The sequence below is a fragment of the Streptomyces sp. LX-29 genome (genome assembly GCF_029541745.1).
Classification (GTDB): Bacteria; Actinomycetota; Actinomycetes; order Streptomycetales; family Streptomycetaceae; genus Streptomyces.
The window spans coordinates 4,476,236-4,501,796 of record NZ_CP089746.1 but is presented as its reverse complement, the minus strand read 5'-3'; the positions used below and the strand labels follow the sequence as shown (position 1 = coordinate 4,501,796).

General features: G+C 72.1%; 24 protein-coding genes. 9 read left to right on the top strand and 15 right to left on the bottom strand.

The annotated features are described in order from the left end of the window. Positions 1-16 precede the first annotated feature (16 nt). Positions 17-1,528 carry an aldehyde dehydrogenase family protein gene (locus LRS74_RS19400; RefSeq protein ID WP_277742183.1) on the bottom strand — a complete coding sequence of 504 codons (1,512 nt, stop codon included), beginning with the start codon at positions 1,526-1,528 and terminating at the stop codon, positions 17-19. A 226-nt stretch (positions 1,529-1,754) separates the two neighbouring features. Between LRS74_RS19400 and LRS74_RS19395 the strand changes: the two genes are divergently transcribed. The 3 genes from LRS74_RS19395 (at position 1,755) to LRS74_RS19385 (ending at position 4,329) form a co-directional block, all read left to right on the top strand. Then, complete coding sequence (locus LRS74_RS19395; RefSeq protein WP_277742182.1) at positions 1,755-2,564, top strand: hypothetical protein; 810 nt, start codon at positions 1,755-1,757, stop codon at positions 2,562-2,564. A 97-nt stretch (positions 2,565-2,661) separates the two neighbouring features. Continuing rightward, positions 2,662-3,429: a hypothetical protein gene (locus LRS74_RS19390; RefSeq protein WP_277742181.1), complete on the top strand. Its 768-nt coding sequence runs from the start codon at positions 2,662-2,664 to the stop codon at positions 3,427-3,429. Positions 3,430-3,570: 141 nt separating this feature from the next. Then, positions 3,571-4,329: a hypothetical protein gene (locus tag LRS74_RS19385; RefSeq protein ID WP_277742180.1), complete on the top strand. Its 759-nt coding sequence runs from the start codon at positions 3,571-3,573 to the stop codon at positions 4,327-4,329. 84 nt (positions 4,330-4,413) lie between these two features. Here the strand turns inward: LRS74_RS19385 and LRS74_RS19380 are convergent, their stop codons facing one another. The 4 genes from LRS74_RS19380 to LRS74_RS19365 form a co-directional block, all read right to left on the bottom strand. After that, on the bottom strand, positions 4,414-5,271 hold the full coding sequence (locus LRS74_RS19380) for a hypothetical protein (protein ID WP_277742179.1): 858 nt from the start codon (positions 5,269-5,271) through the stop codon (positions 4,414-4,416). A gap of 45 nt (positions 5,272-5,316) precedes the next feature. Continuing rightward, positions 5,317-5,895 carry a hypothetical protein gene (locus tag LRS74_RS19375; protein ID WP_277742178.1) on the bottom strand — a complete coding sequence of 193 codons (579 nt, stop codon included), beginning with the start codon at positions 5,893-5,895 and terminating at the stop codon, positions 5,317-5,319. Then, on the bottom strand, positions 5,876-7,537 hold the full coding sequence (locus tag LRS74_RS19370; RefSeq protein WP_277742177.1) for a hypothetical protein: 1,662 nt from the start codon (positions 7,535-7,537) through the stop codon (positions 5,876-5,878). The genes LRS74_RS19375 and LRS74_RS19370 overlap by 20 nt, the downstream gene beginning before the upstream one ends. A 234-nt stretch (positions 7,538-7,771) precedes the next feature. After that, the gene (locus LRS74_RS19365) at positions 7,772-8,104 is read right to left on the bottom strand and encodes a DUF6415 family natural product biosynthesis protein (protein ID WP_277742176.1); all 333 of its coding nucleotides are present in this window, start codon (positions 8,102-8,104) and stop codon (positions 7,772-7,774) included. A gap of 117 nt (positions 8,105-8,221) precedes the next feature. On the opposite strand from LRS74_RS19365, the gene LRS74_RS19360 reads away from it, so the two are divergent. The 3 genes from LRS74_RS19360 (at position 8,222) to LRS74_RS19350 (ending at position 10,279) form a co-directional block, all read left to right on the top strand. After that, positions 8,222-9,043: a helix-turn-helix transcriptional regulator gene (locus LRS74_RS19360; RefSeq protein ID WP_277742175.1), complete on the top strand. Its 822-nt coding sequence runs from the start codon at positions 8,222-8,224 to the stop codon at positions 9,041-9,043. Next, the gene (locus LRS74_RS19355; protein ID WP_277742174.1) at positions 9,040-9,231 is read left to right on the top strand and encodes a DUF397 domain-containing protein; all 192 of its coding nucleotides are present in this window, start codon (positions 9,040-9,042) and stop codon (positions 9,229-9,231) included. Before LRS74_RS19360 ends, LRS74_RS19355 begins: the two co-directional genes overlap by 4 nt. 730 nt (positions 9,232-9,961) lie before the next feature. After that, entirely contained in the window at positions 9,962-10,279 is a 318-nt protein-coding gene (locus tag LRS74_RS19350) for a DUF6247 family protein (protein ID WP_277742173.1), read from the top strand. Between the two features lie 80 nt (positions 10,280-10,359). Here LRS74_RS19350 and LRS74_RS19345 read toward each other — a convergent pair whose 3' ends face one another. After that, positions 10,360-11,349: a malate dehydrogenase gene (locus tag LRS74_RS19345; protein ID WP_277742172.1), complete on the bottom strand. Its 990-nt coding sequence runs from the start codon at positions 11,347-11,349 to the stop codon at positions 10,360-10,362. 500 nt (positions 11,350-11,849) lie between these two features. Between LRS74_RS19345 and LRS74_RS19340 the strand changes: the two genes are divergently transcribed. Then, positions 11,850-12,449, top strand: a complete 600-nt coding sequence (locus LRS74_RS19340; protein WP_277742171.1) for a hypothetical protein — start codon at positions 11,850-11,852, stop codon at positions 12,447-12,449. Between the two features lie 90 nt (positions 12,450-12,539). On the opposite strand, the gene LRS74_RS19335 is transcribed toward LRS74_RS19340, so the two are convergent. From LRS74_RS19335 to LRS74_RS19325, 3 genes are all read right to left on the bottom strand, one after another. Continuing rightward, complete coding sequence (locus LRS74_RS19335; RefSeq protein WP_277742170.1) at positions 12,540-13,673, bottom strand: XRE family transcriptional regulator; 1,134 nt, start codon at positions 13,671-13,673, stop codon at positions 12,540-12,542. 277 nt (positions 13,674-13,950) lie between these two features. Beyond that, positions 13,951-14,850, bottom strand: a complete 900-nt coding sequence (locus LRS74_RS19330) for an XRE family transcriptional regulator (RefSeq protein ID WP_277742169.1) — start codon at positions 14,848-14,850, stop codon at positions 13,951-13,953. Beyond that, entirely contained in the window at positions 14,847-15,596 is a 750-nt protein-coding gene (locus tag LRS74_RS19325; RefSeq protein WP_277742168.1) for a peptidoglycan-binding protein, read from the bottom strand. The genes LRS74_RS19330 and LRS74_RS19325 overlap by 4 nt, the downstream gene beginning before the upstream one ends. A gap of 299 nt (positions 15,597-15,895) precedes the next feature. On the opposite strand from LRS74_RS19325, the gene LRS74_RS19320 reads away from it, so the two are divergent. Then, complete coding sequence (locus LRS74_RS19320) at positions 15,896-16,333, top strand: peptidoglycan-binding domain-containing protein (RefSeq protein ID WP_277742167.1); 438 nt, start codon at positions 15,896-15,898, stop codon at positions 16,331-16,333. 202 nt (positions 16,334-16,535) lie between these two features. Here LRS74_RS19320 and LRS74_RS19315 read toward each other — a convergent pair whose 3' ends face one another. The 5 genes from LRS74_RS19315 to purN form a co-directional block, all read right to left on the bottom strand. Then, positions 16,536-17,753, bottom strand: a complete 1,218-nt coding sequence (locus LRS74_RS19315; RefSeq protein WP_277742165.1) for an NADP-dependent isocitrate dehydrogenase — start codon at positions 17,751-17,753, stop codon at positions 16,536-16,538. Positions 17,754-17,931: 178 nt separating this feature from the next. Then, complete coding sequence (locus LRS74_RS19310) at positions 17,932-18,531, bottom strand: DUF3017 domain-containing protein (RefSeq protein ID WP_277742164.1); 600 nt, start codon at positions 18,529-18,531, stop codon at positions 17,932-17,934. An 18-nt stretch (positions 18,532-18,549) separates the two neighbouring features. Further along, complete coding sequence (locus LRS74_RS19305) at positions 18,550-19,416, bottom strand: bifunctional methylenetetrahydrofolate dehydrogenase/methenyltetrahydrofolate cyclohydrolase (protein ID WP_277742163.1); 867 nt, start codon at positions 19,414-19,416, stop codon at positions 18,550-18,552. 124 nt (positions 19,417-19,540) lie between these two features. Continuing rightward, positions 19,541-21,139, bottom strand: coding sequence for a bifunctional phosphoribosylaminoimidazolecarboxamide formyltransferase/IMP cyclohydrolase (gene purH, locus LRS74_RS19300; RefSeq protein WP_277742162.1), 1,599 nt, complete (start codon positions 21,137-21,139; stop codon positions 19,541-19,543). Beyond that, positions 21,136-21,780 (bottom strand): phosphoribosylglycinamide formyltransferase, encoded by a 645-nt coding sequence (gene purN / locus LRS74_RS19295; RefSeq protein ID WP_277742161.1) that lies wholly within the window; start codon positions 21,778-21,780, stop codon positions 21,136-21,138. Before purN ends, purH begins: the two co-directional genes overlap by 4 nt. A gap of 324 nt (positions 21,781-22,104) precedes the next feature. On the opposite strand from purN, the gene LRS74_RS19290 reads away from it, so the two are divergent. Then, positions 22,105-23,145, top strand: coding sequence for a hypothetical protein (locus LRS74_RS19290; RefSeq protein WP_277742160.1), 1,041 nt, complete (start codon positions 22,105-22,107; stop codon positions 23,143-23,145). 251 nt (positions 23,146-23,396) lie between these two features. Here the strand turns inward: LRS74_RS19290 and LRS74_RS19285 are convergent, their stop codons facing one another. Next, a complete protein-coding gene (locus LRS74_RS19285) occupies positions 23,397-25,442 on the bottom strand; it encodes a DUF6350 family protein (protein ID WP_277744831.1) in 2,046 nt (681 codons plus the stop codon). Positions 25,443-25,561: the final 119 nt, after the last annotated feature.

Here is a 25,561-nt window from a genome sequence, read left to right as displayed (position 1 = left end):
GGTGGGCGGTGGTCGCTCAGCCGGCGAACCAGCGGACCGGCCGGGGCCGGAGGTTCTCGTAGACGTGCTTGGCCTCGCGGTACTCGGCCAGGCCGGAGGGGCCCAGCTCGCGGCCGACGCCGGACTTGCCGAAGCCGCCCCACTCCGCCTGCGGCAGGTAGGGGTGGTAGTCGTTGATCCAGACCGTGCCGTGCCGCAACCGGCCGGCGACCCGTCGGGCGCGGGCGGTGTCCGCGGACCACACGGCTCCGGCCAGCCCGTACTCGGTGTCGTTGGCGAGCGCCACGGCCTCGTCCTCGGTGCGGAAGGTCTCCACGGTGAGGATCGGGCCGAAGGTCTCCTCGCGCACCACCCGCATCTCGCGGTGGCAGCCGTCGAGCACGGTCGGCAGGTAGAAGTACCCGGAGGCGGGCCGCTCGGGGTTCGCCTCGGAGGGCTCGGGCCGGGCGCCGCCGCAGCGCAGCAGGGCGCCTTCGGCGAGCGCGGACTCCACATACGCCGCGGTCTTGGCCAGCTGCTGGGCGGAGACCAGCGGGCCGCACTCCACGCCGCTCTCGGTGCCGCGGCCGAGGGTGATCCGCTCGGCGCGGCGGGCGAGTTCGGCGACGAAGCGCTCGCGCACGGACTCCTCGACGATGAGCCGGGAGCCGGCCGAGCAGACCTGTCCGCTGTGGATGAAGGCGGCGTTGAGCGCCTGGTCCACGGCGGTGTCGAAGCCCTCGGGGGTGGCGCAGGCGTCGGCGAAGACGACGTTGGGGTTCTTGCCGCCCAGCTCCAGCGCCACCTTCTTCACGCTCGGGGCGGCGGCCGCCATCACCTTGGTGCCGCTGGCCAGGCCGCCGGTGAAGGAGACCAGGTCCACGTCGGGGTGGTCGGCGAGTCGGGCGCCGACCGGGTCGCCGGCGCCGGTGACCAGGTTGGCCACGCCGGCCGGGAGTCCGGCCTCCACCAGTAGTCGCAGCAGATGGACGGTGGAGAGCGGGGTGATCTCGCTGGGCTTGATGACGAAGGTGTTGCCGGCCGCGAGCGCCGGAGCGATCTTCCAACTCGCCTGGAGCAGAGGGTAGTTCCAGGGGGTGATCAGGGCGCAGACGCCCACCGGCTCGTACACGACCACGCTGTGCACATCGGGGCTGCCGGCGTCCACCACGCGTCCGCCCGCCTCGTTGACCACGAGGTCGGCGAAGTAGCGGAAGGCGTTGGTGACGTCGTCGACGTCGATACGGCCCTCTTCGAGGGTCTTGCCGGTGTCGCGGCTCTCGGTGAGCGCGATCGCCTCCCGGTCGCGCTGGAGCAGCCCGGCGACACGGCGCAGCAGGTCGGCGCGCTCGGCGACGGGCGTCCGCGGCCAGGGTCCGGCGTCGAAGGCGCGCCGGGCGGCGGCCACCGCCGCGTCGGTGTCCTCGGCGCCGCCTTCGGCGACGACGGTCAGCACGGTGGCGTCGGCGGGGTCGAGGACCTCCCGCTGAGCGCCGGACGAGGCACCCCGCCACACCCCGTCCACATGAATGGTCTCGACTGCCGACACGTTTCTTCTGCCTTCCGGTCTTCCAGGTTTTCCCACTGGCCACGCCAGCAGCTGGGACCCCTAACCGAAACGTTCATATGTATGCCTGATTGCTCAGTGAAAGTGGCCGGCGTCACTGAATAGTGACCACAAAAGGCGAACCGGATTGCATCTGCGCACGTCCCTGCTCGTAAGGTAAAACGCAGGTAAGAAGGCACGACAAGATGCAAGGGGCAGGGCGGGCGCGATGACGAGGATGAACCGGGCTTGGGCCGTGGCCGCGTGTGCGGCGCTGGCGCTGGCCGTCACCGGCTGCGGCAGCGACAAGTCCGACAAGGGCGGAAAGTCCGACAAGGACGGGAGCATCCTCGGAACCAAGCCGGACAAGGGCTCGGACGCCGACTCGGAACTCGCCAAGCTCTCCGCCAAGGAGATCTCCAAGAAGGCGGAGACCGAGCTGGAGTCGGCGAAGTCGCTCCGCATGAAGATGGACCTCACCTCCGCCGGCACCCGGCAGAAGATGGACCTCGCCCTCGACAGCTCGGGCAACTGCGCCGGCTCCATGGAGATGGGCACCGAGGGCTCCTTCGAGCTCATCAAGCTCAGCGACAAGGTCTGGATGAAGCCGGACGAGACCTTCTGGAAGACCCAGGCCGGCTCGGACGGCGCGGCCGCCGCCGAGCTCTTCAAGGGCAAGTGGGTCCACGGCTCCACGTCCGACGAGATGTTCAAGGACATGACGGACGTGTGCGACCTCGCCGGCTTCCAGCAGTCGCTGGACACCGACGACAGCGACGACAAGATGACCAAGGGCACGCTGGTCACCGTCGACGGCAACAAGGTCATCCCCGTCAACGGCAAGTCGTCGGACGGCGACCCGATGACCCTCTACGTCGCCGCGGAGGGCAAGCCCTACCCGCTGAAGATCGTGCAGAAGGGCGCCGAGAGCGGCTCCATCGAGCTCACCGACTGGGACAAGCCGGTGCCGGCGACGACCCCGCCGGCGGACCAGGTGGTCGACATGGCCAAGCTGCAGGAGCAGTTGGGCGGCGTCTGATCGACGGGGTGGGCGGCGGCGCCAGACGCCCACCCGGGCCTTAGGGTATGGCGCTCATAGGCAAGCAAGACGATCAGATAAGGGCAAAACTCCCGTGATGACGAGCAAGAACCGGGTCTGGGCCGTGGCCGCGTGTGCGGCGCTGGCGCTGGCCGTGACCGGCTGTGGCGGCGACGACAAGAAGGACGACGCGAAGGGCGGCTCCAACGGCGGCTCCTCCGTCGAGAGCGGCGCCAACGGCGTGGAGAAGCTCGAGGCCAACGAGATCGCCCAGAAGGCGAAGGACGCGATGGTCTCCGCGAAGTCCATGACCGCCAAGGTCGACGGCGTCTCCGAGGGCCAGAAGACCACGGCCGAGCTGGCCATGGACTCCGAGGGCAACTGCCAGACCGACATGACCATGGGCACCATGGGCGGCTACAGCCTGGTCAAGATCGGCAACGAGGCCTGGGTCAAGCCGACCGGCATGATGGCCCAGATGATGCTGGAGTCGGGCGCCGGCAAGTTCAAGGACAAGTACGTCCACGGCACCACGGACCACGAGAAGTTCAAGGACATCGGTGAGGCCTGCGACATCAAGGCCATCCAGAAGGAGGCCACCGACTCCAAGGACAAGAAGTGGACCAAGGGTGACGTCACCGAGGTCGACGGCAAGAAGGCCATCGCCATCAAGGGCACCGACAACGACGGTGAGCCGATGACCCTCTACATCGCCACCGAGGGCAAGCCCTACCCGCTCAAGGCCGAGCAGCAGGGCAAGGACAAGGCCACCATCCTGTACTCGGGCTGGGACGAGAAGGTCACCCCGCAGAAGCCGGCCGCCACCGAGACGGTCGAGATCACCGCGGTCGAGGCCGCCAAGTAAGCAAGCCGACATGACCGGGCCCTCATCCGCGGGGATGGGGGCCCGGTCATGTATCGCCCCTCACCTGGCCACCGCCGGGAGGGGCCCCGGTAGGTTCCTACCGTCAAGCAAGATCATGAGATAAAGGGCGAAGTACTCCTGATGACGAGCAAGAACCGGGCTTGGGCCGTGGCCGCGTGTGCGGCACTGGCGCTCGCCGTGACCGGCTGCGGCGGCGACGACAAGGACAGCGGCAAGGGCGGCGACTCCGGCGTCGAGAAGCTCTCGGCCAACGAGATCGCCGACAAGGCGCGCGAGGCGATGAAGTCCGCGACGGCGCTGAAGGCCAAGCTCGAGGGCGTGTCCGAGGGCGAGAAGACCACGGCCGAGTTCACGCTGAACAAGGCGGGCAACTGCGACTCCTCGATGGACGCGGGCAAGTCCGGCGGCTACAGCCTGATCAAGGTCGGCGACGACATCTGGATGAAGCCGACCGGCATGATGGGCCAGGCCATGGTTCCGACGGGTGGTGACGTCGTGGAGAAGAAGTTCAAGGGCAAGTACATCCACGACACCGCGACCAACCCCGCGATGAAGGCCATGGCCGGGCTGTGCGACATCAAGCGGATGCAGAAGGACACCACCGAGTCCCAGGACCAGAAGTGGACCAAGGGTGGGACCGCCGAGGTCGACGGCAAGAAGGCCGTCGCCATCGAGGGCAAGAACAGCGAGGGTGACCCCATGACGCTGTACGTCGCCGCCGAGGGCAAGCCCTACCCGCTCAAGGTCGAGCTGAAGGGCAAGGACAAGGCCACCATCCTGTACACCGGCTGGGACGAGGACTTCACCCCGAAGAAGCCGTCGGCGGCCGAGACGGTGGAGCTGAGCCAGGTCGAGCAGGAAGCCAAGAAGGCTTCCTGACCCGAGATCTCGCCGATCGCGGGCCGTCGTTCCGCGAGCTGGGGGCGCCGCCCAGGGACACCCTGGGCGGCGCCCCCGCACTCTTCAGGACCCGCAGTACCCCGTGGGGCAGAACGCGTTCAGGGCCGTCTCCTGGATCGTCTCCTGCTCCGGCCAGGACGAGGCCGGTCCCGCCACCAGCACCGCGTACTGCACCCCGTCAGGACCGGTGAACGCCCGGTCGATGACGCGACGCGCGCCGAACCTGGCGTGGTCGTACGCGTACTGGAGCTCCGCCGCGTCCCCGGCGCCGAGCATCCGCAGGCCGAGGCGCCGGTAGCCGGAGTCGGCCATCGTCTGGGCGAGGTGGGACTCCGTCGCCTCCAGGGACTCGTACGGCGTTCCCTCCGGCTCCTCCAGGGTGAAGATCTGCACCAGCCGGCGCTCGTCCGGCGAGGTGTAGAAGATGCCGTCGGACCTGGACGTGCGCTGCCAGCCGACCGGCACATCGACGGTGAAGCCCGCCGGGTCCTCGACACGCGTGTAGCCGGACGGCGCCTCGCTCTCGGCGCCCAGCTCCGGAGTCGGCTCGTCCGTCGTCGGCGTCGGCCAGTCCGTCGAGGGGAGCGACCAGTCCGTCGTCGGCGGCGCCGTGGGCGGTGACGTGGTCTCGGGGGTGGTGGACGGCCAACCGGACTCGGTCGCCGAGGGCACGACCGGCCCCGGACCGCTCCGGTCCTCCTCGTCGTCGTCGCGCACCAGCAGCCACATGCCGACCCCGATCCCGGCGAAGACCAGGAGCGTCACGAGGGCCAGCACCAGGGCGCGCGTGGTGTCGCGCCCGCCGGTGCCGCCCGGATCGCCGGCCCCCTCCGCGAACCCGCCCTCTCCGGGGGCGAACGGCGGCGGGGGCGGCAGGTCGCCGTGCACCCACTGCTGCCGCTCCGGGTCCCAGTAGCTCATCCCCACGCACCCCTCTCCCCGTCACCCCACGATCTCCCCACGGCCTCAGGCCAGGAACTGTCCGATCGCCTGCGCCAGCGCCACCGCGGAGGCCAGCCCGCCGACCGCCGTGGCAGCCGCCTCCAGTCGCCCGCGCAGCCGCCCCAGCCGTTCGCGGTCGGCCGCGCCGGCGCCGTCGGCGAGCTCCTCCTCCACCTCGCCGAGCGCGGCGGCCACCTCCTCCGTCGCCGTCGACGGGGGGAGCGGCGCCAGCTCCTCGCGCAGCGCGCGCACGGCCGCGAGCAGTTCGGGCGGCACCTCGGCCGCCCCCTCCGTGCCGTGCACGGCGCGCGCCCCGGCCCCGGCGGCGACCGCCCCGCCCGTCATCGCGCCGACGCCGATCCCGCCCGGGACGACCGGCGGCACCGCGGTCGGGGGCCAACCGGCCGGGGGCGGACCAGCCGAAGGCGGACCGGCCCGCCCGGCGCGGTCCTCGGCCGTGGCCCGGTCTCCGACCGCGGCCGCGCCGCCCGTCATGGTGCCGATGACGATGCCGCCCGCCGGCCGGGGCGCCGGGAACTCCTCCCCCGTACGCCCCGTACGGCCTTCCTCCGCCAGCCCGTCCTCAGCGTCCCTTCCGCTCACCGCGTCCGCCCTCCCCGTGCTTGGCGGTGGCCCGCTCACCGGTGGCGACCGCGCCGCCGCTCATGGAGCCGATGAACACACCGCCGCCGCTGACGTTGATGATCTGCTGCTCGAACTCACCGGTCTGATAGCCCTTGGCCCGCAGCGCCTCCCGCACGCCGCTCGCGATCCGGTCCTGAATCGTCTTCACATAGCGGCTGACGTCCATCTCCTGAAAGAGCGACACGTCCTTGGTGCTGCCCAGCTCGCGCACCGAGGTGGCGGGCCCGTCCGGCAGCGCCCGCCGCGGGTCGGCCAGCCAGACCCGGAACTCCGAGATCACCGTACGAACGGCCGAGACCCCCGCCGCGAAGGTGGCCCCCGGCGCGGCGAACAGCGCCCGCACCCCGTCCCTCAGCACATCGGCCTCGCCCCGCGCCGCGATCACGTCGGCCGCCTTGAACTCGGGCCGCACCGGGGTCAGCACGTGCGGCGCCACCTCCAGCACCAGCATCTCCCCCTGGGTGTGCACCCGGACCAGGACGGACACCACCACCTGCTCGTCCCACGCCCCGACCCGGACCCGCAGGAAGTGCCGTCGCGCCTCGCCGCCCTCGTCCACCGCGTCGCGCAGATGTCGCGAGACGGCCTGCCGCTCGTAGCCGACGTGCGAGCGGGGCGCCCCCACCGGCAGATAGACGAACTCCTCGGTCTCCAGTGCCCGCAGCCGGTCGCGGCTGGTGGCTGCGGCCGCGGTCCGCAGCGCCTGCAGCCGCGGCTTGATCAGGCTCACCACGTCATGGCTGGTCAGCGGCTCGGACGCCGGTCCGGCCGTGGCCGCCCGCTTGAGCTCCAGCGCGAACGACCACGGCTCGTACGGCTTCCCGGCGCCGATGAAGGGCCGAAACGGGTCGTAGATGGTGAGCGGCGCGTGCTGCTCGCGGTCGATCGCGGCCCCGATCCGCCGGTAGCGGTCGAGCCTCGGCAGCGCTGCGCGCGGCCGTCGCGGATAGGCGAGCGGGGACAGCTCCCTGCACATCACCGCGGCCACCCGCGAGCGGTGCACCCACACCGGCAGTACGAGCAGCAGCGGGAAGACCAGCCCGGCCCAGGCGTCGCCGCCGTTCACCAGCACGTAGATCACGAACACCCAGTAGCCCAGGGCCAGCAGCCGCGGTCCGAACGGCAGCAGCATCTTCATGCGCCCACTGGTGGCCTGACGCACCATCGCCCGGTCCAGCGTGTAGACGGAGGCGCCCAGCCCGGTCGCCGTCCGGCTCATCCACAACGCGACGCACACCACCGCGTAGAGCGTGAACCAGGTCGGCCGCAGGACGCCCAACCAGCCGTAGTCCGAGACGGTCATCCCCAGGAAGGCCGCCCAGACCCCCAGCAACAGCAGCGCCGCCTCCAGCTCCTGCCGCCGCGCCCGCACCGCGTGCGCCAGCACGGGCACGGCGTCGATCCCGAGCGACGGCGCCACCGGGCGCTCCTCGTGCTCCACCAGCTCCTCCACCACCCGGCGGCGGAACTCGGCGTCGAAATACACACCCGCGCACAGCAGTCGAGTGGCCTCGGAGTGGAAAAGCCGCTGTGGGGGAAGCGGTGGCGCGATCGGCTGTCCGGGCAGGGTCATCGGCACACCCCAGGAATTCGAACTCATCTCCACGTGAGAGGAGTTAACCGAAATAACCGCAGTCTCAGTATGCGGGAATTCCCTCCGGGTGTGACCACACTTGCCGAAAGAATTTTCACAAAGGGCGACGGGAGTCCGCTCGCTGCTCCAACCGCCTCAGGGCTACCAGGAGACACGCGTACGCCTCCCGGCGGTCGGCCGGCCCCGCACCCCCCTGCCGCCTCGGGCGGCGCACCGGCTTCACCAGGAACCAGGGGGAGCTCATGCCTCCTCCACCAGCAGCTCGTAGTGGCGCAACAGCGCGTCACAGGAGCGCGCGAGGTGCTTCGCGTGCTCCACGGCGGAGACCAGCCCCGGCCCCGGACTCATCCGCAGCTTCCGCCGCGCCTCCCCCACGCCCGCCAGCGCGAGGATCACGACCAGATCGTCCTTCGGCCGGAGCCGCGACAGATCCTCGATCTCGGGGATGAGCAACATCATGTGACCGCGGAGGAAGAGGACCGCCTCCTCCACCTCCTCGAAGCGGGGGAGCGCGGCGCGCTCACCGAGCACGGCGGCGACGGTCGCACGAACTTCCTTTGTGGCTACGGGCATTCGATGGAGTGGATTTGCTGGATTCACCCCTCGACGGTGGCCTAGGGGTATCTACGTTCTCTAGTGACGGGCGTGGTACGCCCACGCTGTGACAGCCGGGACGGGCGGAGTAGCACCATGGGCACGAGCTTCGAGGACGACAACACCCCAGTGAGTCTGCGAATCATCGGGGCTCAGATCAGGGCCCTACGGGAAAGAGACGGTCTCACGCGGGCCGAACTCGGGGCAGCAGTGGGCTACTCGGAGTCGCTGATCCGCAGTGTCGAGCGGGGGCGGCGCAGGCCGCAGCCAGCGATGCTGCTACGCATGGAAGAGGCTTTCCAGGTGCCGGGCGTCTTCGCGGCCATCGGCGAGCAACTCCTGAAGGAGGCACACCCGACCTGGTTCCAGCCGTATGTGGATGTGGAGGCCGAGGCGGCCTCGCTGTCGGTGTACGGCAACCTGCTCATCAACGGGTTGCTTCAGACCGAGGCGTACGCCTACGCGGCGGATGCCGCCCAGCAGCCAGCCCTCGACGACGATGAGATCAACGGTTTGGTAGCCGTGCGGCTCGCACGACAACAGCTGCTCGCTCGCAAACCGTCCCCATCACTCAGCTTCCTCCTCGAAGAGGTCGTGCTGCGCCGCCCCATCGGCGGCCATGACGTGATGCGTGAGCAGCTGCACCATCTGCTGAAGGTTGCCCAGTCACGGCACGTGCACATCCAGGTGATGCCGACAGAGCGGACAGACCACGCGGGCCTCCACGGCCCGTTCACGCTGATCGAGCCACAAGATCGGGAGATGTGCGCCTATGTCGAAGTGCAGCACTTCGGAAAGCTGATCACCGACCGCCGGACGGTCCATAAGCTCATCCGGCGGTATGGAATCCTGCAGAGCCAGGCCCTCACGCCGGAGGACTCGATGAAGTTCATCCACGAGTTGGCAGGAGAGAGATGAGCGTCGAACTCGCATGGTTCAAGTCAAGCCACAGCGGCGGGGGGCAAGACTGCATAGAGGTCGCCACAGAGCCCGCCGCCGTCCACATACGCGACTCCAAGAACCGCACCGGCCCCACCCTGACCGTCTCCCCCGCCCAGTGGGCGGCGTTCGTCGCGTACGCGCGGGACGCCCGACACCGGGGCTGATGTAGAGGCCCCGCTCACGAGCTGCTGATAGCGTCATGGACGGGGCCTCGTACAGGCAATACGGCTACGACGATCGGCGGGGGCCGCATGAGGTGCACGGGATGCTTAACGGCTTACCCTCGCGCTGCATGACGATCTCACCGAGACCAGCACACACAGAGCACGGCTGCGCACCCTTGCGGAACGCCTCCCGCTTCTTCTGATCGTAGAAGCGGACCAGATCCGCATACCGAGGGTCAGTCCACTCGGACCGCCCCGATGAGCCGTTCGAGCCACTCATTCCGTGCCCCCTCTGTCGGCTGGGAGTGTCAACCCCACCGTAGCGTCGCGGAGTTAGTTCGACGAAGGGCCGTCATCGGGCGGGTCCTGAGTCTGGCCCGATCCCTGGCACGCGGAGCAGGGAACGTCCTTCATCGCTCCGTCCGAATCCTGGTAGATGTGCCGACCGGCACCGCTGCAGTTCGTACAGTTCGCCATCGCGCCTCCAAGGAGAGTGCTTCGACGTGCTGTGCTGCGCCTGCTGCCCTTGCCCCTACCAGCGGGGCTTAACCAATCTGCCCCATCTGGCGATGGGCAACTCGCCGCCTAGGCAGGGCACTTGAAGCTCGTCCCGGTCGCGTTATCCTGCGGAGGAGGCAAGCGACCGTCAGCGACCACATGCGGCGCCCTCCCGAGAAGGGGCCTTCACCTGAACGCTCAGCCAGAAGGACGGAACGGCCTACTCATCCCCATGCCGCCGCTCACCCCGGACGATCTGCGTGCCGCCGTCGCTCGTCTCACCCCGGACCAGCTCGACGAATTCGACTCCACGCTTTGCCGGGCAGCCACCCAGGCGCAGGGGAGCGGCAGCCTGGGCCCGCTCAAGACGTTCGCCCAGCGGTGGGCGGTACACATCGCCATCCAACGCCGGCCCGACCGCGCGGCACTCCTTCGCAAACTCGAACGCCTGGTCGAACACGGGTCCGGCGAGGAAGGTGGTCGCGACGCGGCGACGCGAATCGGTCAGCTCCTGCGGGCCGCGCTGGAAGAGGTCGCCGCCCGGCGATAGGCATCGGTCACGCACAATGGCCCCGCCCCGGAAAGCACTTCCGGGGCGGGGCCGCGTATGGGCTCGGGTGTGGGCCGGCCTTAGATGAGGCCCAGGCCGCGCACCGCGTCGCGCTCCTCGACGAGCTCCTGGACGGAGGCGTCGATGCGGGCGCGGGAGAACTCGTTGATCTCCAGGCCCTGGACGATCTCGTACTTGCCGTCCTTGCAGGTGACCGGGAAGGAGGAGATCAGGCCCTCCGGGACGCCGTAGGAGCCGTCCGACGGGATGCCCATGGAGGCCCAGTCGCCCTCGGCGGTGCCGTTGACCCAGGTGTGAACGTGGTCGATGGCGGCGTTGGCGGCGGAGGCGGCCGAGGAGGCGCCACGGGCCTCGATGATCGCCGCACCGCGCTTGGCGACGGTCGGGATGAAGGTGTCGGCCAGCCACTGCTCGTCGTTGACGAGCTCGGCGGCGTTCTTGCCCGCGATCTCCGCGTGGAAGATGTCCGGGTACTGGGTGGCGGAGTGGTTGCCCCAGATCGTCAGCTTGCGGATCTCGGAGACGGCGGAGCCGGTCTTCCGCGCGAGCTGGGAGACGGCGCGGTTGTGGTCCAGGCGGGTCATCGCGGTGAAGCGCTCGGCCGGTACGTCCGGGGCGGCGGCCTGGGCGATCAGCGCGTTGGTGTTGGCCGGGTTGCCCACGACGAGGACCTTGATGTCGTCCGCGGCGTGGTCGTTGATGGCCTTGCCCTGCGGCTTGAAGATGCCGCCGTTGGCCTCCAGCAGGTCACCGCGCTCCATGCCCTTGGTGCGCGGGCGGGCGCCGACCAGCAGGGCGACGTTGGCACCCTCGAAGCCGACGTTCGGGTCGTCGGTGATGTCGATGCCGCGCAGCAGCGGGAACGCGCAGTCGTCGAGCTCCATGGCGGTGCCCTCGGCGGCCTTGAGACCCTGCGGGATCTCCAGGAGGCGCAGCTTGACCGGCACGTCCGCGCCGAGAAGCTGACCGGAGGCGATGCGGAAGAGCAGCGCGTAGCCGATCTGGCCTGCCGCGCCGGTGACGGTGACGGTAACGGGAGTGCGGGTCATGGCGGTCTCCTGCGCTGGGTTTTTGATCGATCTCTTGGTGTCGAGATACCGGCGTCAGGCTATCCGACCGGACCACGCCCGGCCCCCCACCCCTCTGTGTCACTCCTCACCGCGTCCCGCGCGGGCCACGGGCGCCGGCGTGACGGCCTCGGGCACCGCGAGACGGCCGTCTGCCGGCATGGATGGGAGGGGTGCGCAGACGGCCGCCTGGCGGCGGCTCACCCGTGGGGGGCTTGCGAAGCGCCTGCCCGGAATCGGCGGGCGTATGCGTGGCCGTGGACGGAAAAGTGCGGGCGAATCCGGGCCCGGCAAGGCCCACCGTGATGAACGTGGGGAAACCGCGATCCCGCCGACGGGTGGCCGTTACACAGAAGAGATCATTCCGCCGGAGACGATCTCTAACTTCGTTGCTGCACGGCCGCCTCGCCTCACCGCCCCACACGGGAAGCGCACGCGGCATGCGACGACCACTGTCCCCCCTCCCTGACCAGGAGATCCGCATGTCGATTCTGAAGATCCGCCGCCGTACCGCCGTCCGCGCCCTGGGCACCGCCGCCCTGGCCGCCGCACTGCTGGGCCCGGCGGGCGCGGCCGTCGCCGCCGACCACGGGAAGACGGCCCCCGTCGCCTCGGTGTCCGCCTCCGCGGCGAAGGGCAAGGGCAAGGGCTCGTTCGCCGCGGCGACCCGGACCGTCAAGCTGGCCGACGGCACCACCGGCAAGATCACCAAGCGGGGAGACCTCCACTACTCCATGCAGGTCTTCTCCGGCGGCCATGTGGTGGCCACGCTCGACGCGAACGGGAAGGACACCGGTGTCCAGAGCGCCCAGGGGATGTTCGCGGTGCTCACCGCCGACGGCCAGGTGCGCTCGTGGCTGGGCGGCGCGCAGTACGGCCCCGGCACATTCAAGCTGGTGGACGGCTCCACCGCCAAGGTCACCAAGGTGGGCGACCACTACCGGATGCAGATCATCTCCGAGGGCTATGTGATCGGCACGCTGCAGACGAACGACGACTCCTGGGCCACCGGGCTCCTCAGCGGCCACGGGATGGCCGTCGTGCTCACGGCGGACGGCACGTTCAGCTCCCACATCGGCTGATCCGGCGACCGGTCGGGCGTCACACCACGGGCGAGCTCCCCTCGGGGGCTCGCCCGTTCGGCCGTCCGCGCGGAAATTCACCCGTGAGGGTCAGGGGGACGCGCTCGCCTCGACCGGGCGGGTGCAGCCCGTCGTGCTGTCGGCGAGCGTCGCGCACGCCTTGACCTCCGCCGCCGACGCGGCCGCGAGCATCTGGGTGTAGGCATCCCCGTCGGCGTTGACGTCCGCGCTCTGGGTACGGGCCCCGCCGCCGTTCTTCCCGGCCGCCGAGACCTGCACCGAGTCGCCGGGGGCGGCCCGGGTGATCCGGGCCCAGGCGGCGCCGCACACCTCGCTGTAGCGGACCTCGACGTAGGTGTCGCCGACGGTCGCGTTGGCCGTCGTCCGGGCCTGTTGGCCGCCACAGCCCATGGTCTCCGGGTTCTTGCCGGTGCAGTCCTTCCCGGCGCACCTGACCCCGCTGGGGAGCGCCGCGCCGGCGGTGCTGGGCGTGGCGGAGGGCTGTCCCCGGTTCTCTGCGGGTTCCTCGTCGGCGCCGAAGAGCAGCACCCCGGAGGCCACCACCAGGATCGCCCCCACCACGCCCGCCACGAACATCGCGGCCGTGCGCCGGCGCTGCCCCTCGGGCGGCTGGGGTGGGGCGGGCCGCTCCGGGTCGCCGGCCGGCGGTGCCGGCGGCCGCGACGGGGCGGCGGAGGCCGGCGGCGGGGAGGACGGGACCACCGCCGAGGGCGGCGTGACCACTAAGCGTTCGAGAGGCGGCGGGGCAGGGCGGACCGCCGGGGCGGGGGCGACGGGCCCGGCCGCGCCCGCCGCCGCCATCCCGTCCACCCGCTCGCTCGGGTGGCCGTTCGAACTCGTCCGCCTCGCCTGCGCGGGTGGGCCGAACTCCCCCAGCGCCGCCCGCGCCTGGGCCACCCGTATGGCCTCCATGGTCACGTCGTGGCGCATCTCGGAGCGGCTCCAGGCCCGCTCCGCCAGCTCCCACAGCGTGGTCAGATGGGCGACGTCGGTCCCCGTCGCCTCGGCCAGCGCCTCGACCGCCCCGCGCGGGGGCAGCAGCCGGCCGTTGAGATAGCGGTCCCACGATGTCTTGCTGTACCCGGTGCGGTCCGCGACCGTCGCGACGCTCATGCCGCCGCGCTCCACGAGCCGCCGCAGCTGCCCCGTGAACTCCCGCACCTGCGGGTCGAGTTCCTCCGGCAACTCCCTCCAACGAGGCATGGTGCCTCCCCCTGTCCCCCCGTGTCGGTGCCCTGCGGTTTCTCCTTCGGCCCCGCGCCGGGCGACGCTCCCTGGCGACCCGTATCGGATACCCCAGGAGATGCGTCCGCTCGAGGCGGCAGTTCCCCCACCCCGGGGCGCATCGGGGGGTTGCCGCCCCCCGCTCGTACCCCTTTTGCGCCCCTTGGGCGAGCAGTATCCCAGAACGACCACAGGCCAGGGAGCGGTCGCGCGCGGTGGAGACTTTCGAGGAACGTAGGTCCGAACTCCCTGCGCCTCAAGGGCCGAAGCACATATCATCCGCGCCATCCGTCGCCTTGGCGCCCTTCGGCCGGAAGCACACCGACAGCCCGCGCGGGCGCTCTTCGACCCCGACCATGAGGGTGTAGAGATAGCCCGCCGCGTCGTAGTCGTCCCGTACCGTCGCCCACTGCGCGGGCCGGCCGGGCGCCGAGACGCCGACGGCGTCCCCGGGCCGGGCGTTCCAGATCCGGCCCCAGGCGGCGCGGCACTCGGCGCTGTACCTGATCTCCATCCGGGCCCCGGTGGGAGTCCGCCGGGTCGGGCCGAGCGTCCGCACCCGCTCCTGGGTGCCACAGGCCATCGCCTCCGGGTCCTTGCCGGCGCACCCCGCGCCGGAGCAGCCGGCCGGCGGCGGAGAGGTGCCGTGGGCGGGGTGCCGGGCGCCCGCGCCCGCGGCGGAACCCTCGCCGAACGGCGCCGCCACCGCGAGGACCACGACGGCCGCCAGCGCGCACAGGGCCGCGAGGACGGCGGCCCACCGGCGGCGGGAGCGGCGGCGGCCCTCCGGAGAGGGGCCGGGCGGCGGGTCCGGCGCGTCCCCGCGCGGCGGCGGGGTCCCGTCCCCGCCACCGGCCGCCGGCGCGCTCTGTGCGCGCCCGCTCCACTCCGCCTCCGCCAGCTCCCACAGCGCCACCATCCGTCCCGCGGGCTCGTCCGCCAGCGCGCACAGCGCCTCCACGGCCTGCCGGGGAGGCAGCTTCTTGGCGTTGAGATAACGCTCCCAGGACGACTTGCTGTAGGCGGTGCGGGCGGCGAGCGCGGCCAGGCTCAGCCCCGTGCGCGACCGCAGCTCGCGCAGCCCCTCGGCCAGCCGTACGCACTCCGGCGCGCGGGCCGCCGGATCGCCTCCTGCCGTGCGCGTCCCCCGGCTCACCCGCGCAACGCCTTCCAGGTGTGCGGACCGACCTTGCCGTCCACGACCAGCTCGGACCTCTTCTGGAAGCGCTTGACGGCCCGCTCGGTGCGGTCGCCGAAGACGCCGTCGACACCGCCGGGGTCGAAGCCGTGGCGGCGCAGCAGGCACTGCGCCTCGGCCACGTCCCACCCGGCCGTGCTCATCTGGAGGATGGCGTCCCGGGTGGTGCTGTGGCCCGCCTGCAACAGGCCGTCCTCACGGCGGATCTCGCAGCTGTACGTCCTGCCGGGGGTGGGCGCGAAGGAGGCGCTCCCGTGCGGCCCCCGCGTCGGCTCCCCGGCGCCGCGCGCGCCGTCGTCCCTCCAGGGCGCCACGGCCGGCAGCGCCACGGCCGCCGTGGCGAGCACCACGACGAGGGCCGCGAGGAGTGCCACGGGTCGGCGCCGGCGGCGGCCTTCGTCCTCGTCCGTGCCCGTGCCGCCGGCCTCGTCCCTGTCCCTGCCCCACGCCTCCTCGGCGAGCTCGTGCAGCACCAGCAGCCGGGTCGGGTCGGCCCCGGCGGCCCGCGCCAGCCCCTCCACCGCGTCCCGCGGCGGCAGCGCCTTTCCGTTGAGGTACCGCTCCCAGGAGGAGCGGCTGTAGCCCGTGCGCGTCGCCAGAGAGGAGAGGCTGAGCCCGCCCCGGTCCTTCAGGCGCCGTAACTGCACGACGAGTTGCCGGACCCGTGGGTCCAGTCTTTCCGGCAGCTCTTTCCAACGCGACATGATCCCCCCATTCGCGTTCGACATCCCCCGATGTCTGCCTCTGTGCCGAATAGAGCGGCGCGGGGGCGGTACGAGTTCCCCGCGCGGGCCGGCGGCGGCGGGTTTCGGTCAGCCGCGCGCCCGCCCCGGCGTCCCACGGCGTCCGCACCCCGACCGGCGTCCCAGCAGGTCGGCGCGTGGGACGTCCCACGGCGTCCCAGGGTCGTCGGGGCGCTGGCCGGCGTCCCGAAATGGCCTGCAATCTCGGTAGCGCCAACCGGCATACGCCGACCGGCAGTTCACAGGGGAGGAACCCGACCATGAACCGTCGCAAGCACCTCGTGCTCGCCGCCAGTGTCGCCGCCTTCGGCGGACTGGCGCTCGCCGGCCCGTCCACGGGTGCCTTCGCCGCGTCCACGGAGAAGAGCCACGCCACCGTGGCACCGCAGGACGTCGACGCGAAGGCCGCTTGCCCCAAGGGCGGCAGCTACCAGTGGAAGAAGCTGGAGGGGGGCACGTGGGGCTGGACCGCCAACTACAGCAACACCATGTCCGCCGTGATCGGCAAGGGCAACTCGGGCAAGCACGTGACGGAGGCCCAGTGCATGCTCAAGGGCTGGGGCTACAACCCCGGTGCGATTGACGGCAAGTTCGGCACCAGGACCGCGAACGCGGTGAAGAAGTTCCAGGGTGCCCACAACATCAAGAAGGACGGCGTCGTCGGCAAGAAGACCTGGAAGTACCTGCGCAGCGGCTGATCCGGCACGACGGCGACCTGACGGCGGCCGGTCCTCCCGGGGGAGGGGACCGGCCGCCGTCCGGTGCCCCGCGGCGGCCGGCGACGCGGCGCGGTGGGGCAGGAGCTGGACGGCCGGCCGGTGCCCGCGCGGTGCCCACGGTGGGCGGCGGGCGCGGGGCTGGGGGCGGGAGGGGGACGGCCGGCCGGCACCCGGCCCGCACTCAGTCCAGCAGCCGCTTCTGCAGCCCGGTGTCGAGCGCGTCCAGGAACTGCTCCGTCGTCAGCCACGGCTGCTCGGGGCCGATCAGCAGCGCCAGGTCCTTGGTCATCTGGCCACCCTCGACGGTCTCGACGCAGACCTCCTCCAGCTTCCGCGCGAAGTCGACCACCTCGGGGGTGCCGTCCAGCGTGCCGCGGTGCGCCAGGCCGCGCGTCCACGCGTAGATCGAGGCGAGCGGGTTGGTCGAGGTCTCCTTGCCCTGCTGGTGCTGGCGGTAGTGGCGGGTGACCGTGCCGTGCGCGGCCTCGGTCTCCACCGTCCGGCCGTCGGGGGACATCAGCACCGAGGTCATCAGCCCGAGCGAGCCGAAGCCCTGGGCGACGACGTCGGACTGCACATCCCCGTCGTAGTTCTTGCAGGCCCAGACGTAGCCGCCCTCCCACTTGAGCGCCGAGGCGACCATGTCGTCGATCAGGCGGTGCTCGTAGGTGAGGCCCCGGGCGTCGAACTCGGTCTTGAACTCGGAGTCGAAGACCTCCTGGAAGAGATCCTTGAAGCGGCCGTCGTACGCCTTCAGGATGGTGTTCTTCGTGGACAGGTAGACCGGGAAGTCCCGGCTCAGGCCGTAGCTGAAGGACGCCCGAGCGAAGTCCCGGATCGACTGGTCCAGGTTGTACATGGAGAGCGCGACGCCGGGACCCGGGAAGTCGTAGACATCCAACTCCATCGGCTCGGAGCCGTCCTTGGGTTGGAAGGTCATGGTGAGCGTGCCCTCGCCGGGGATCTTCACATCGGTCGCCCGGTACTGGTCGCCGAAGGCGTGGCGGCCGACCACGATCGGCTTGGTCCAGCCGGGGATCAGCCGGGGCACGTTGGCCATGAGGATCGGCTCGCGGAAGATGACGCCGCCGAGGATGTTGCGGATGGTGCCGTTGGGCGAGCGGTACATCTTCTTCAGGCCGAACTCCTCGACCCGCGCCTCGTCCGGGTTGATCGTCGCGCACTTGATCCCGACCCCGTGCTCCTTGATGGCGCGCGCCGCGTCGACCGTGACCTTGTCGCTGGTGGCGTCGCGGTGCTGGATGCCGAGGTCGAAGTAGCGCAGGTCGACGTCGAGGTGGGGCAGGAGCAGCTTGTCCTTGATGAGCTGCCAGATGATGCGGGTCATCTCGTCGCCGTCGAGCTCGACGACGGGGTTGACCACCTTGATCTTGGCCATGGGCAACGTCCCTCTCACGCGGGGTCACTGAGTCAGGCACTTATCTCGACATCAAGATACTCGACATCTAGAGAAAATGAAGCGACCCGCCTCCGATGAACGGAAGCGGGTCGCTCCAAGGTGTGAAAAGCGCGCGCCCTCACCTGCGTCAGTCGCACACGGCCCGTGCGCCGCGGGGTCAGCGGACCGTGAAGTGCACCAGGTCCTCCAGGAACGGCACCTCGAGCCAGGGGTCCGGCTGCGCCATCATCGACAGCAGCACGATGGCCGCGCCCAGACCGCCGTAGGTCGCCAGGTCGGTGAAGCGCGAGCGCACCGCCAGCATCCCGACCTCCGGCAGCAGCCAGCGCAGCACCGCGCCGAGCAGCAGCGCCAGCCCGATGATGATCGTGCCGGCCCGGAAGGCGTCGAGGGCCACGACCAGCAGGCCGAGGCCGGCGCCGCCCATCACCGCCAGCAGCGGCCACTGCCGCACCGGCGCCGGGGCGGCACCGGACGCGGCCCGGCCGCCGCCCTCGGGGCGGGCGGTGTCCCGGGTGATCAACGGGAAACGGCGGGAGAGGCGGCGCGGCGCGGCCGCGGGCTCACCCACGGCCGTGCGCGGGCCCGTGCCGGCACCCGCGCCCGGGTCCGTACCGGTGCTCGCGCCCGTGCTCGCGCCCGGGTCCGTGCCGGTACCGGGGCCCTCGTTCGTGCCGCTGCCCGTCTCCGTCGTCACCGCACCCGGCTCCACGCCGTCGTCCGCGTCCGCACCCGGCGACCGCACCTCAGCGCCCATGGCGCACGCTCCCTTTCCTCAGCCGGACTTCGCGGCCGCCTGCCGCTCCGCGGCTTCCACCACGTTGACGAGCAGCTGGGCGCGGGTCATCGGGCCGACGCCGCCGGGGTTCGGCGACAGCCAGCCGGCGACCTCGGCCACGCCCGGGTCCACATCGCCCATGATCTTGCCCTCGCCGTCCCGGCTGACACCGACGTCGAGCACCGCGGCGCCCGGCTTGACGTCCTCCGGCTTGATCAGGTGACCCACCCCCGCCGCGGCCACGATGATGTCGGCCTGGCGCAGGTGCGCGGAGAGGTCACGGGTGCCGGTGTGGCAGAGCGTGACCGTGGCGTTCTCCGAGCGACGGGTGAGCAGCAGCCCGATGGAGCGCCCCACGGTGATGCCGCGGCCGACGACCACGACATGCGCCCCGTTGATCTCCACGCCGTGGCGGCGCAGCAGCTCGATGATGCCGTACGGGGTGCACGGCAGCGGGCCGGTCTCGTTGAGGACGAGGCGGCCCAGGCTCATCGGGTGCAGCCCGTCGGCGTCCTTGGCCGGGTCGATCAGCTCCAGCACCCGGTTGGTGTCGATGCCCTTGGGCAGCGGCAGCTGGACGATGTAACCGGTGCACTCCGGGTTCTCGTTGAGCTCCCGGACGGCCGCCTCGATCTCCTCCTGGGTGGCGGTGTCGGGCAGCTCGCGCCGGATGGAGGCGATGCCGACCTCGGCGCAGTCGCGGTGCTTGCCCGCGACGTACCACTTGCTGCCGGGGTCTTCGCCGACCAGCAGGGTGCCGAGTCCGGGCGCGAGCCCGGCTGCCTTCAGCGCCTCCACGCGGGAGACGAGGTCGGCCTTGATCGCGGCCGCGGTGGCCTTGCCGTCGAGAATCTGGGCGGTCATGGTTCCATCCTCCCGGATGCGGGGATGTCGGTGTCCAGCAGGGGCGTGGGAGCGGCCGACACGGGCCGCGCGGCGGTGGCGACGGCCCGTGTCGGACGGCTCGGTGGCTCGGTGGCTCGGCGGCTCAGTGGAAGAAGTGCCGGGTGGCCGTGAAGTACATGGTCACGCCCGCCTTCTTCGCGGCCTCGATCACCTGCTCGTCGCGGACCGAGCCGCCCGGCTGCACCACGGCCTTGATCCCGGCGGCGGTCAGCACCTCCAGCCCGTCGGGGAAGGGGAAGAAGGCGTCGGACGCGGCGTACGAACCGCGGGCCCGCTCCTCTCCCGCCCGCTGCACGGCGAGCTTCGCGGAGTCGACGCGGTTGACCTGGCCCATGCCCACGCCGACGGTCGCGCCGTCCTTCGCCAGCAGGATGGCGTTGGACTTCACCGCGCGGCAGGCGCGCCAGGCGAAGGAGAGCTCCGCCAGGCCCGCCGCGTCCAGCGGCTCACCGGTGGCCAGGGTCCAGTTGGCCGGGTCGTCGCCCTCGGCCTGGAAGGCGTCCTTGACCTGGGCCAGGCCGCCACCGTCGATCGGACGGAACTCCGCCGGGGTGCTCGGCCCCTCGGGGCAGCGCAGCACCCGGATGTTCTTCTTACGGGCCAGCACCTCCACGGCGCCGTCCTCGTAGTCCGGGGCCACGATGACCTCGGTGAAGATCTCGGCGACCTGCTCGGCCATGGCCACCGACACCGGCCGGTTGACGGCGATCACGCCGCCGAAGGCGGAGAGCGAGTCACAGGCGTGCGCCTTGCGGTGTGCCTCGGCGACGTCCGCGCCCACCGCGATGCCACACGGGTTGGCGTGCTTGATGATCGCGACGCACGGCTGCTCGGCGCCGTGGTCGTAGGCGGCGCGGCGGGCGGCGTCGGTGTCGACGTAGTTGTTGTACGACATCTCCTTGCCGTGCAGCTGCTCGGCCTCGGCCAGACCGCCGCAACCGCCGGTGTAGAGCGCCGCGGGCTGGTGCGGGTTCTCGCCGTACCGCAGCACGTTCTTGCGCTCGTAGGCCACGCCGATGAAGTTCGCGAAGGTCTCGCCGTCGCCGGCGTAGTCCGCGGCGAACCAGGAGGCCACCGCCAGGTCGTAGGCGGCGGTGTGCTGGAACGCCTCGGCGGCCAGCCGCTTGCGCCGGGCCAGGTCGAAGCCGCCGGACGCGGCGGCCTGGAGCACCTCGTCATACCGCTCGGGGTTGACCACCACGGCCACCGACGGGTGGTTCTTGGCGGCGGCGCGGACCATCGAGGGGCCGCCGATGTCGATCTGCTCCACGCACTCGTCGGGCGCGGCGCCGGAGGCGACGGTCTGCTCGAAGGGGTAGAGGTTGACGATCACCAGCTCGAAGGGCTCCACGCCCAGCTCGGCGAGCTGCGCGCGGTGCGCGTCCAGGCGCTGGTCGGCGAGGATGCCGGCGTGCACGCGCGGGTGCAGGGTCTTGACCCGGCCGTCGAGACACTCCGGGAAGCCGGTGAGCTCCTCGACCTTGGTGACCGGGACGCCCGCGGCGGCGATCTTGGCGGCGGTGGATCCCGTCGAGACGAGCTGGACCCCCGCCGCGTGCAGCCCGCGGGCCAGCTCCTCGAGTCCGGTCTTGTCGTAGACGCTGACCAGGGCGCGGCGGAGGGTCCGCTTGGTGCCCTCGTCGGTGGCGGTGGTGGAGGTGGAGGTGCCGGTGGCGGTCACGGGATCAGTACCTTTCGTCCCTCAATGCGATAGCCGTCGCGGGCAAGCCGTCCCACGACATCGACGAGCAGCCGTCGCTCGACTTCCTTGATCCGCTCATGCAGGGCGGATTCGTCGTCCTCGTCCCGGATCTCGACCACGCCCTGGGCGATGATCGGGCCGGTGTCGACACCGTCGTCGACGAAGTGGACCGTGCAGCCGGTCACCTTCGCCCCGTACGCGAGCGCGTCGCGCACGCCGTGGGCGCCGGGGAAGCTCGGCAGCAGCGCGGGGTGGGTGTTCACGGTGCGGCCGCCGAAGCGGGCCAGGAACTCCCTCCCCACGATCTTCATGAACCCGGCCGAGACGACCAGGTCGGGTGCGTGGGCGGCGGTCGCCTCGGCGAGGGCGCGATCCCACTCGGAACGGGTGGCGTGGTCCTGGACCCGGCACACGAACGTGGGGATTCCGGCGCGCTCGGCACGCTCGAGCCCGGCGATGCCGGAGCGGTCCGCCCCGACGGCGACGACCTCGGCACCGTAGGCGGCCGCCCCCTGGGCGGCGATGGCGTCCAGCAGCGCCTGCAGGTTCGTACCCGAGCCGGAGACGAGGACGACGAGGCGGGCCGGTGCCGGAGAGGCGGGGGTGGGCGGGGAGGCCACGGCGGGACTCTTTCTCGCTACGGGTTTGTGTAGTCGTACAAGGCGACAGCGGGTCCATTTCCAGGGGACCCTACGAAGCCGTCGGCCGTCAGCAACGATACCGGCACACCAAGCAGCCCCCACGGGACGGGGGCGGACCAGGGAGGTAGCGTCTGGTCTGCGAAATCCGATGACGTCGTGGAATAACGCCGTCCCGTCCGCACACTGGTGGTATGGCGCATACTCGCGTCACGCGCGCACGCCGGTTTCACGCACAGCGCCGGCCGTGCGGGGCGACGACACGATGTGTGCGGGACGACGACACAAGGGGAAGACACACTCCACATGCCGGACCGACGCCGCCACGCGGCTCACTCGCCGCTGATGCGGGAGCAGCACCCGCCCTCCTCCCCCGCGTCTCCCGGGGGCCAGGATCACGACAACCCCTTCGCCCCGCCGCCGGAGGGCAGCCCGGACCGACCGTGGCAGCCACGGCAGTCCCCGCAGTTCCCGCAGTACCCGCCGGGGAACGGCGGAGAGGGTGCCGGCACGGGTGCCGGTGCGGGAGACACCGGCGCGGGACAGAGAGGTACGGGGGCCGGCTCGGGCAGCGGGTCCGGCGGTGCCGGGGCCGGCCACGGCGGCGGGTCGGGCAACGGGCACGGCGGCGGGTCGGGCAACGGCTCCGGTGACGGGTCGGGCAACGGCTCCGGTGGCTCCGGTGGTGACGCGGAGGGCCGGCCGGGTGGCCAGCCCGGCGAGGTGCCGCCGCAGCCGCAGCAGCCCCCGCAGCAACAGCCCCCGGTGTGGGGCAGCCAGTGGAGCAGCCGCCAGCCGCGCCGCCAGAACGGCGGCTTCGGGAGCGGCCCCGGTGGCAACCGCGCCCCCGGCCAGAACGGCGGCCAGCGCAACGGGTCCGGCGGACTCCGCTGGGACCCGACCGACCCGGTCCAGCGCCGGGCGCGCTATGCGCTGCTCGCGGGCATGTGGGCGTTCTTCTTCGCGCTCTTCAGCCTGACGGAGATCGCCCTGCTGCTGGGCGCGCTCGCCCTGTACTGGGCGATCAGCTCGCTCCGGGCCAAGCCCCGGCCGGCGCCGACGGCGGCCGGACCGGCGGTCGACGCCCCGCCGCCCGCCCCCGACGCGACCCGCGCGCCCCTGCCGGCCCCTCGCGCCAACGGAGCGAAGCCGCAGTCCGTCGCCGCCATCAGCGGCCTGGTGGCCGGCGGCATCGCCCTGGCCATCGTCGCGGCGACGTACGCCTTCCAGTTCGTCTACAGCGACTACTACACGTGCGTGGACGACGCCCTGACCCATGAGTCGCGTCAGGCCTGCGAACAGATCCTCCCCGAGCAGCTCCGCCCGCTGCTCTCCACGGACGACTGACCACCCACCGCCGGCCCTGCCCGCCGCCCCCGCCGACCGCCCTGCCGGGCCGTTGGCGGGGGCGGCGGCGTTTCGGGCCGGGCCGGCCCGGCCCGTTTCGCGCTGGGCCGGGCCGGCCCGCGAGGCACCGCACCCCGGCTGGGGCGGCGGCCGCTGTCCGAACACGGCCCGGCGAGCTGCGCTCCGGCACCGCGCGGCGCGCGGCGGCCCGCTGGAGCGGGCCCGGCACGACCGGCGGCGCCTCTTCGACGCTAGAACTCGTCGTCGTCTCCGTAGATGTCACGCCGCCGCTCCCACCAGCGGCGTCGGCGCGGAAGCCCCTCCTCGGTGTCGTCCTCCTCGCCGGCCAGCGCCGCACCGTCGCCCAGAACGCCCTTCCCCAGCGCACCGTCGGGTTCCACGACCCCGGCACCGGACTCGACCCCGCCACCGCCACCGGCACCGGCACCGGCACCGGCACCGGCAGCGCTCTCGGCCGCGCCGTCGGCATCGGCTGCGGCATCCGCTGCGGCATCGACATGGGTGACGGTGTCGACATCGGGGACAGCGCCGGCATGGGTGACCGTGCCGACATCGGCGCCGACCTCGGGCCCGGCGTCGATCTCCCCGTCCGCCTCGATTTCGAGCTGGGCGTCGAACAGCGCGTCGAGGGCGGACCTGGGCCGCCCGGTGTCCGCCGTCGCCGCCTCCGCGAAGGGTTCGTCGGCCTCGGGCACGTCGACGCACTCCGGTCCCGGAGGGGCGGCGACGAATGCGGTCGGGACAGCGGCGGGCCGCGCGACGGCCGGTGCGGAGGGGATGAGCGCGGGGGCGGCGGGGGCGTCCCCTCCGGGGGTGGACTCCGGGGCGCCGCGCCGGAGGAGTCGCCAGAGCCGCCACAGGCGCCACCCCCGCAACACCAACGCGCCCGGCACGCCGATGAGCGCCGCCCAGACGAACGCCGCGGCGCCGGTCAGCCACCAGCTGGGGCCGAAGTGGGCGAGAGCCCGGGAGCCGAGCGGGCCGCCGGCGAACGCCGCGAGCAGCGCCGTGCCGATCCCGCAGCCCAGCGCCGCCAAGGCGGCCGCGAGGGCGGTCTCGTGCCAGTGCCAGGCGGGCCTGCGGCGGGTCGCCGCGGCGCCGACGAAGCACGCCACCGACAGCCCGGCGGCGAGCGGCAGCAGGCCCGCGAGAGACCACACCAGCGGGCCGCCTCGGGCGCTCGGCTCCGGGAGCGCGGCGAGCAGCGGAAAGTCGGGGAGCAGCGGCCGGGCCGACACACCGAGGGGGCCCACCACGCTGCCCGCGCCCACCGTGAAGCCGGGCCCCAGCCCGTACGCCGCAGCCCACACCATCGCGTTCGGCAGCAGGACCAGCGCCAGCAGCAGCACCGCGAAGCGCCCCGTCCAGGCGTCGGAGAGCTCGCCGAAGGTCTGCTGCACCGCGTGCGCGTGACCGATCAGCGAGACCACCACCAGCACCGCACCGCCGCCGAGCAGCGCGAGCGTCGCCCCGGCCGCCGCCCGTAGGGCCGCCGCCCGGCAGGCGCGCGACGGCCAGCACTCCGCGCCGGGCCGGCGCCGGAGCCGTCGAACCTCCCACCGTGCGGCCCCGGGCACCCGGCGCAGCAGCGATCGGAGGCGCGGCAGCCGCTCCCGTACCGGCTCGACCAGCCGGTACGCCACGGCGGGCAGCGGCACGCGCAACCGCCGTCCCCCCGCCCACACCCCGACGGCCGCGACGGACACGGACACCAACGGCAGCCACAGCACGGCGCTGAGCGGCGCCACCCGTAGCGGCCCGGCCTCCGCCGCGTACGCCACCGCGGCCATTCCGACCAGCAGATAGCCGCCGGTCACCCAGCCGAGCGCGGCCCGCGGCGCCAGGCCGCGCCAGGCCGCGACGGCATCGACCGCCCCGGCCACGTCCACGTCCGCCGCCCCGGCGGGCGGCTCCAGCCGGGGCGGCTCCAGCGCGCCCCGCGCCGCCCGGTACAGCAGCCAGCACGGCCACACACTGATCAACAGCGGCGTCACTCCGATGGGCGCGGCCGCGCCGGACGACGTCTCGGCGCGTACCAGCTCCGCCCCGTGCGCCAGCAGCCACAGGTCGGCCGCGACGTGCAGCGCCCTGCCGGGGCCGTTGTCGGGGTACGGGGACACGATCCACAGCAGCAGTACGGCGACGGCGAGCACACCGAGGCCCAGCCCGGCGGCGATCACCCCGCCCAGGAACGCCTGCCCGGCGGCGGACGAGCCGCGGGAGACGAGGTGCTCAGACGGGGAGGGCGGAGACAACGGAGGGCTGTGGTCGGACATTTGGGTCACATGGCCATGCTGCCAATAACCACCGTTTCGCCCCGGCAGCGGGCGAATATCCGACGTGTCGCCCAAGATATGGTTATGCACGTTTTGGACTACTTCTGCGGTGGTGCATC

Excerpts from the sequence above, each read along its gene's own strand:
- LRS74_RS19310 (WP_277742164.1), bottom strand. The coding sequence starts at position 18,531 with ATGGGCGCTGAGGTGCGGTCGCCGGGTGCGGACGCGGACGACGGCGTG.
- LRS74_RS19345 (WP_277742172.1), bottom strand. The coding sequence starts at position 11,349 with ATGACCCGCACTCCCGTTACCGTCACCGTCACCGGCGCGGCAGGCCAG.
- LRS74_RS19365 (WP_277742176.1), bottom strand. The coding sequence starts at position 8,104 with ATGCCCGTAGCCACAAAGGAAGTTCGTGCGACCGTCGCCGCCGTGCTC.
- LRS74_RS19305 (WP_277742163.1), bottom strand. The coding sequence starts at position 19,416 with ATGACCGCCCAGATTCTCGACGGCAAGGCCACCGCGGCCGCGATCAAG.
- LRS74_RS19370 (WP_277742177.1), bottom strand. The coding sequence starts at position 7,537 with ATGAGTTCGAATTCCTGGGGTGTGCCGATGACCCTGCCCGGACAGCCG.
- LRS74_RS19380 (WP_277742179.1), bottom strand. The coding sequence starts at position 5,271 with ATGAGCTACTGGGACCCGGAGCGGCAGCAGTGGGTGCACGGCGACCTG.
- LRS74_RS19385 (WP_277742180.1), top strand. The coding sequence starts at position 3,571 with ATGACGAGCAAGAACCGGGCTTGGGCCGTGGCCGCGTGTGCGGCACTG.
- LRS74_RS19350 (WP_277742173.1), top strand. The coding sequence starts at position 9,962 with ATGCCGCCGCTCACCCCGGACGATCTGCGTGCCGCCGTCGCTCGTCTC.
- LRS74_RS19355 (WP_277742174.1), top strand. The coding sequence starts at position 9,040 with ATGAGCGTCGAACTCGCATGGTTCAAGTCAAGCCACAGCGGCGGGGGG.
- LRS74_RS19315 (WP_277742165.1), bottom strand. The coding sequence starts at position 17,753 with ATGGCCAAGATCAAGGTGGTCAACCCCGTCGTCGAGCTCGACGGCGAC.
- LRS74_RS19335 (WP_277742170.1), bottom strand. The coding sequence starts at position 13,673 with ATGCCTCGTTGGAGGGAGTTGCCGGAGGAACTCGACCCGCAGGTGCGG.
- LRS74_RS19320 (WP_277742167.1), top strand. The coding sequence starts at position 15,896 with ATGAACCGTCGCAAGCACCTCGTGCTCGCCGCCAGTGTCGCCGCCTTC.
- LRS74_RS19360 (WP_277742175.1), top strand. The coding sequence starts at position 8,222 with ATGGGCACGAGCTTCGAGGACGACAACACCCCAGTGAGTCTGCGAATC.
- LRS74_RS19285 (WP_277744831.1), bottom strand. The coding sequence starts at position 25,442 with ATGTCCGACCACAGCCCTCCGTTGTCTCCGCCCTCCCCGTCTGAGCAC.
- LRS74_RS19390 (WP_277742181.1), top strand. The coding sequence starts at position 2,662 with ATGACGAGCAAGAACCGGGTCTGGGCCGTGGCCGCGTGTGCGGCGCTG.
- LRS74_RS19395 (WP_277742182.1), top strand. The coding sequence starts at position 1,755 with ATGACGAGGATGAACCGGGCTTGGGCCGTGGCCGCGTGTGCGGCGCTG.
- LRS74_RS19340 (WP_277742171.1), top strand. The coding sequence starts at position 11,850 with ATGTCGATTCTGAAGATCCGCCGCCGTACCGCCGTCCGCGCCCTGGGC.
- LRS74_RS19290 (WP_277742160.1), top strand. The coding sequence starts at position 22,105 with ATGCCGGACCGACGCCGCCACGCGGCTCACTCGCCGCTGATGCGGGAG.
- LRS74_RS19325 (WP_277742168.1), bottom strand. The coding sequence starts at position 15,596 with ATGTCGCGTTGGAAAGAGCTGCCGGAAAGACTGGACCCACGGGTCCGG.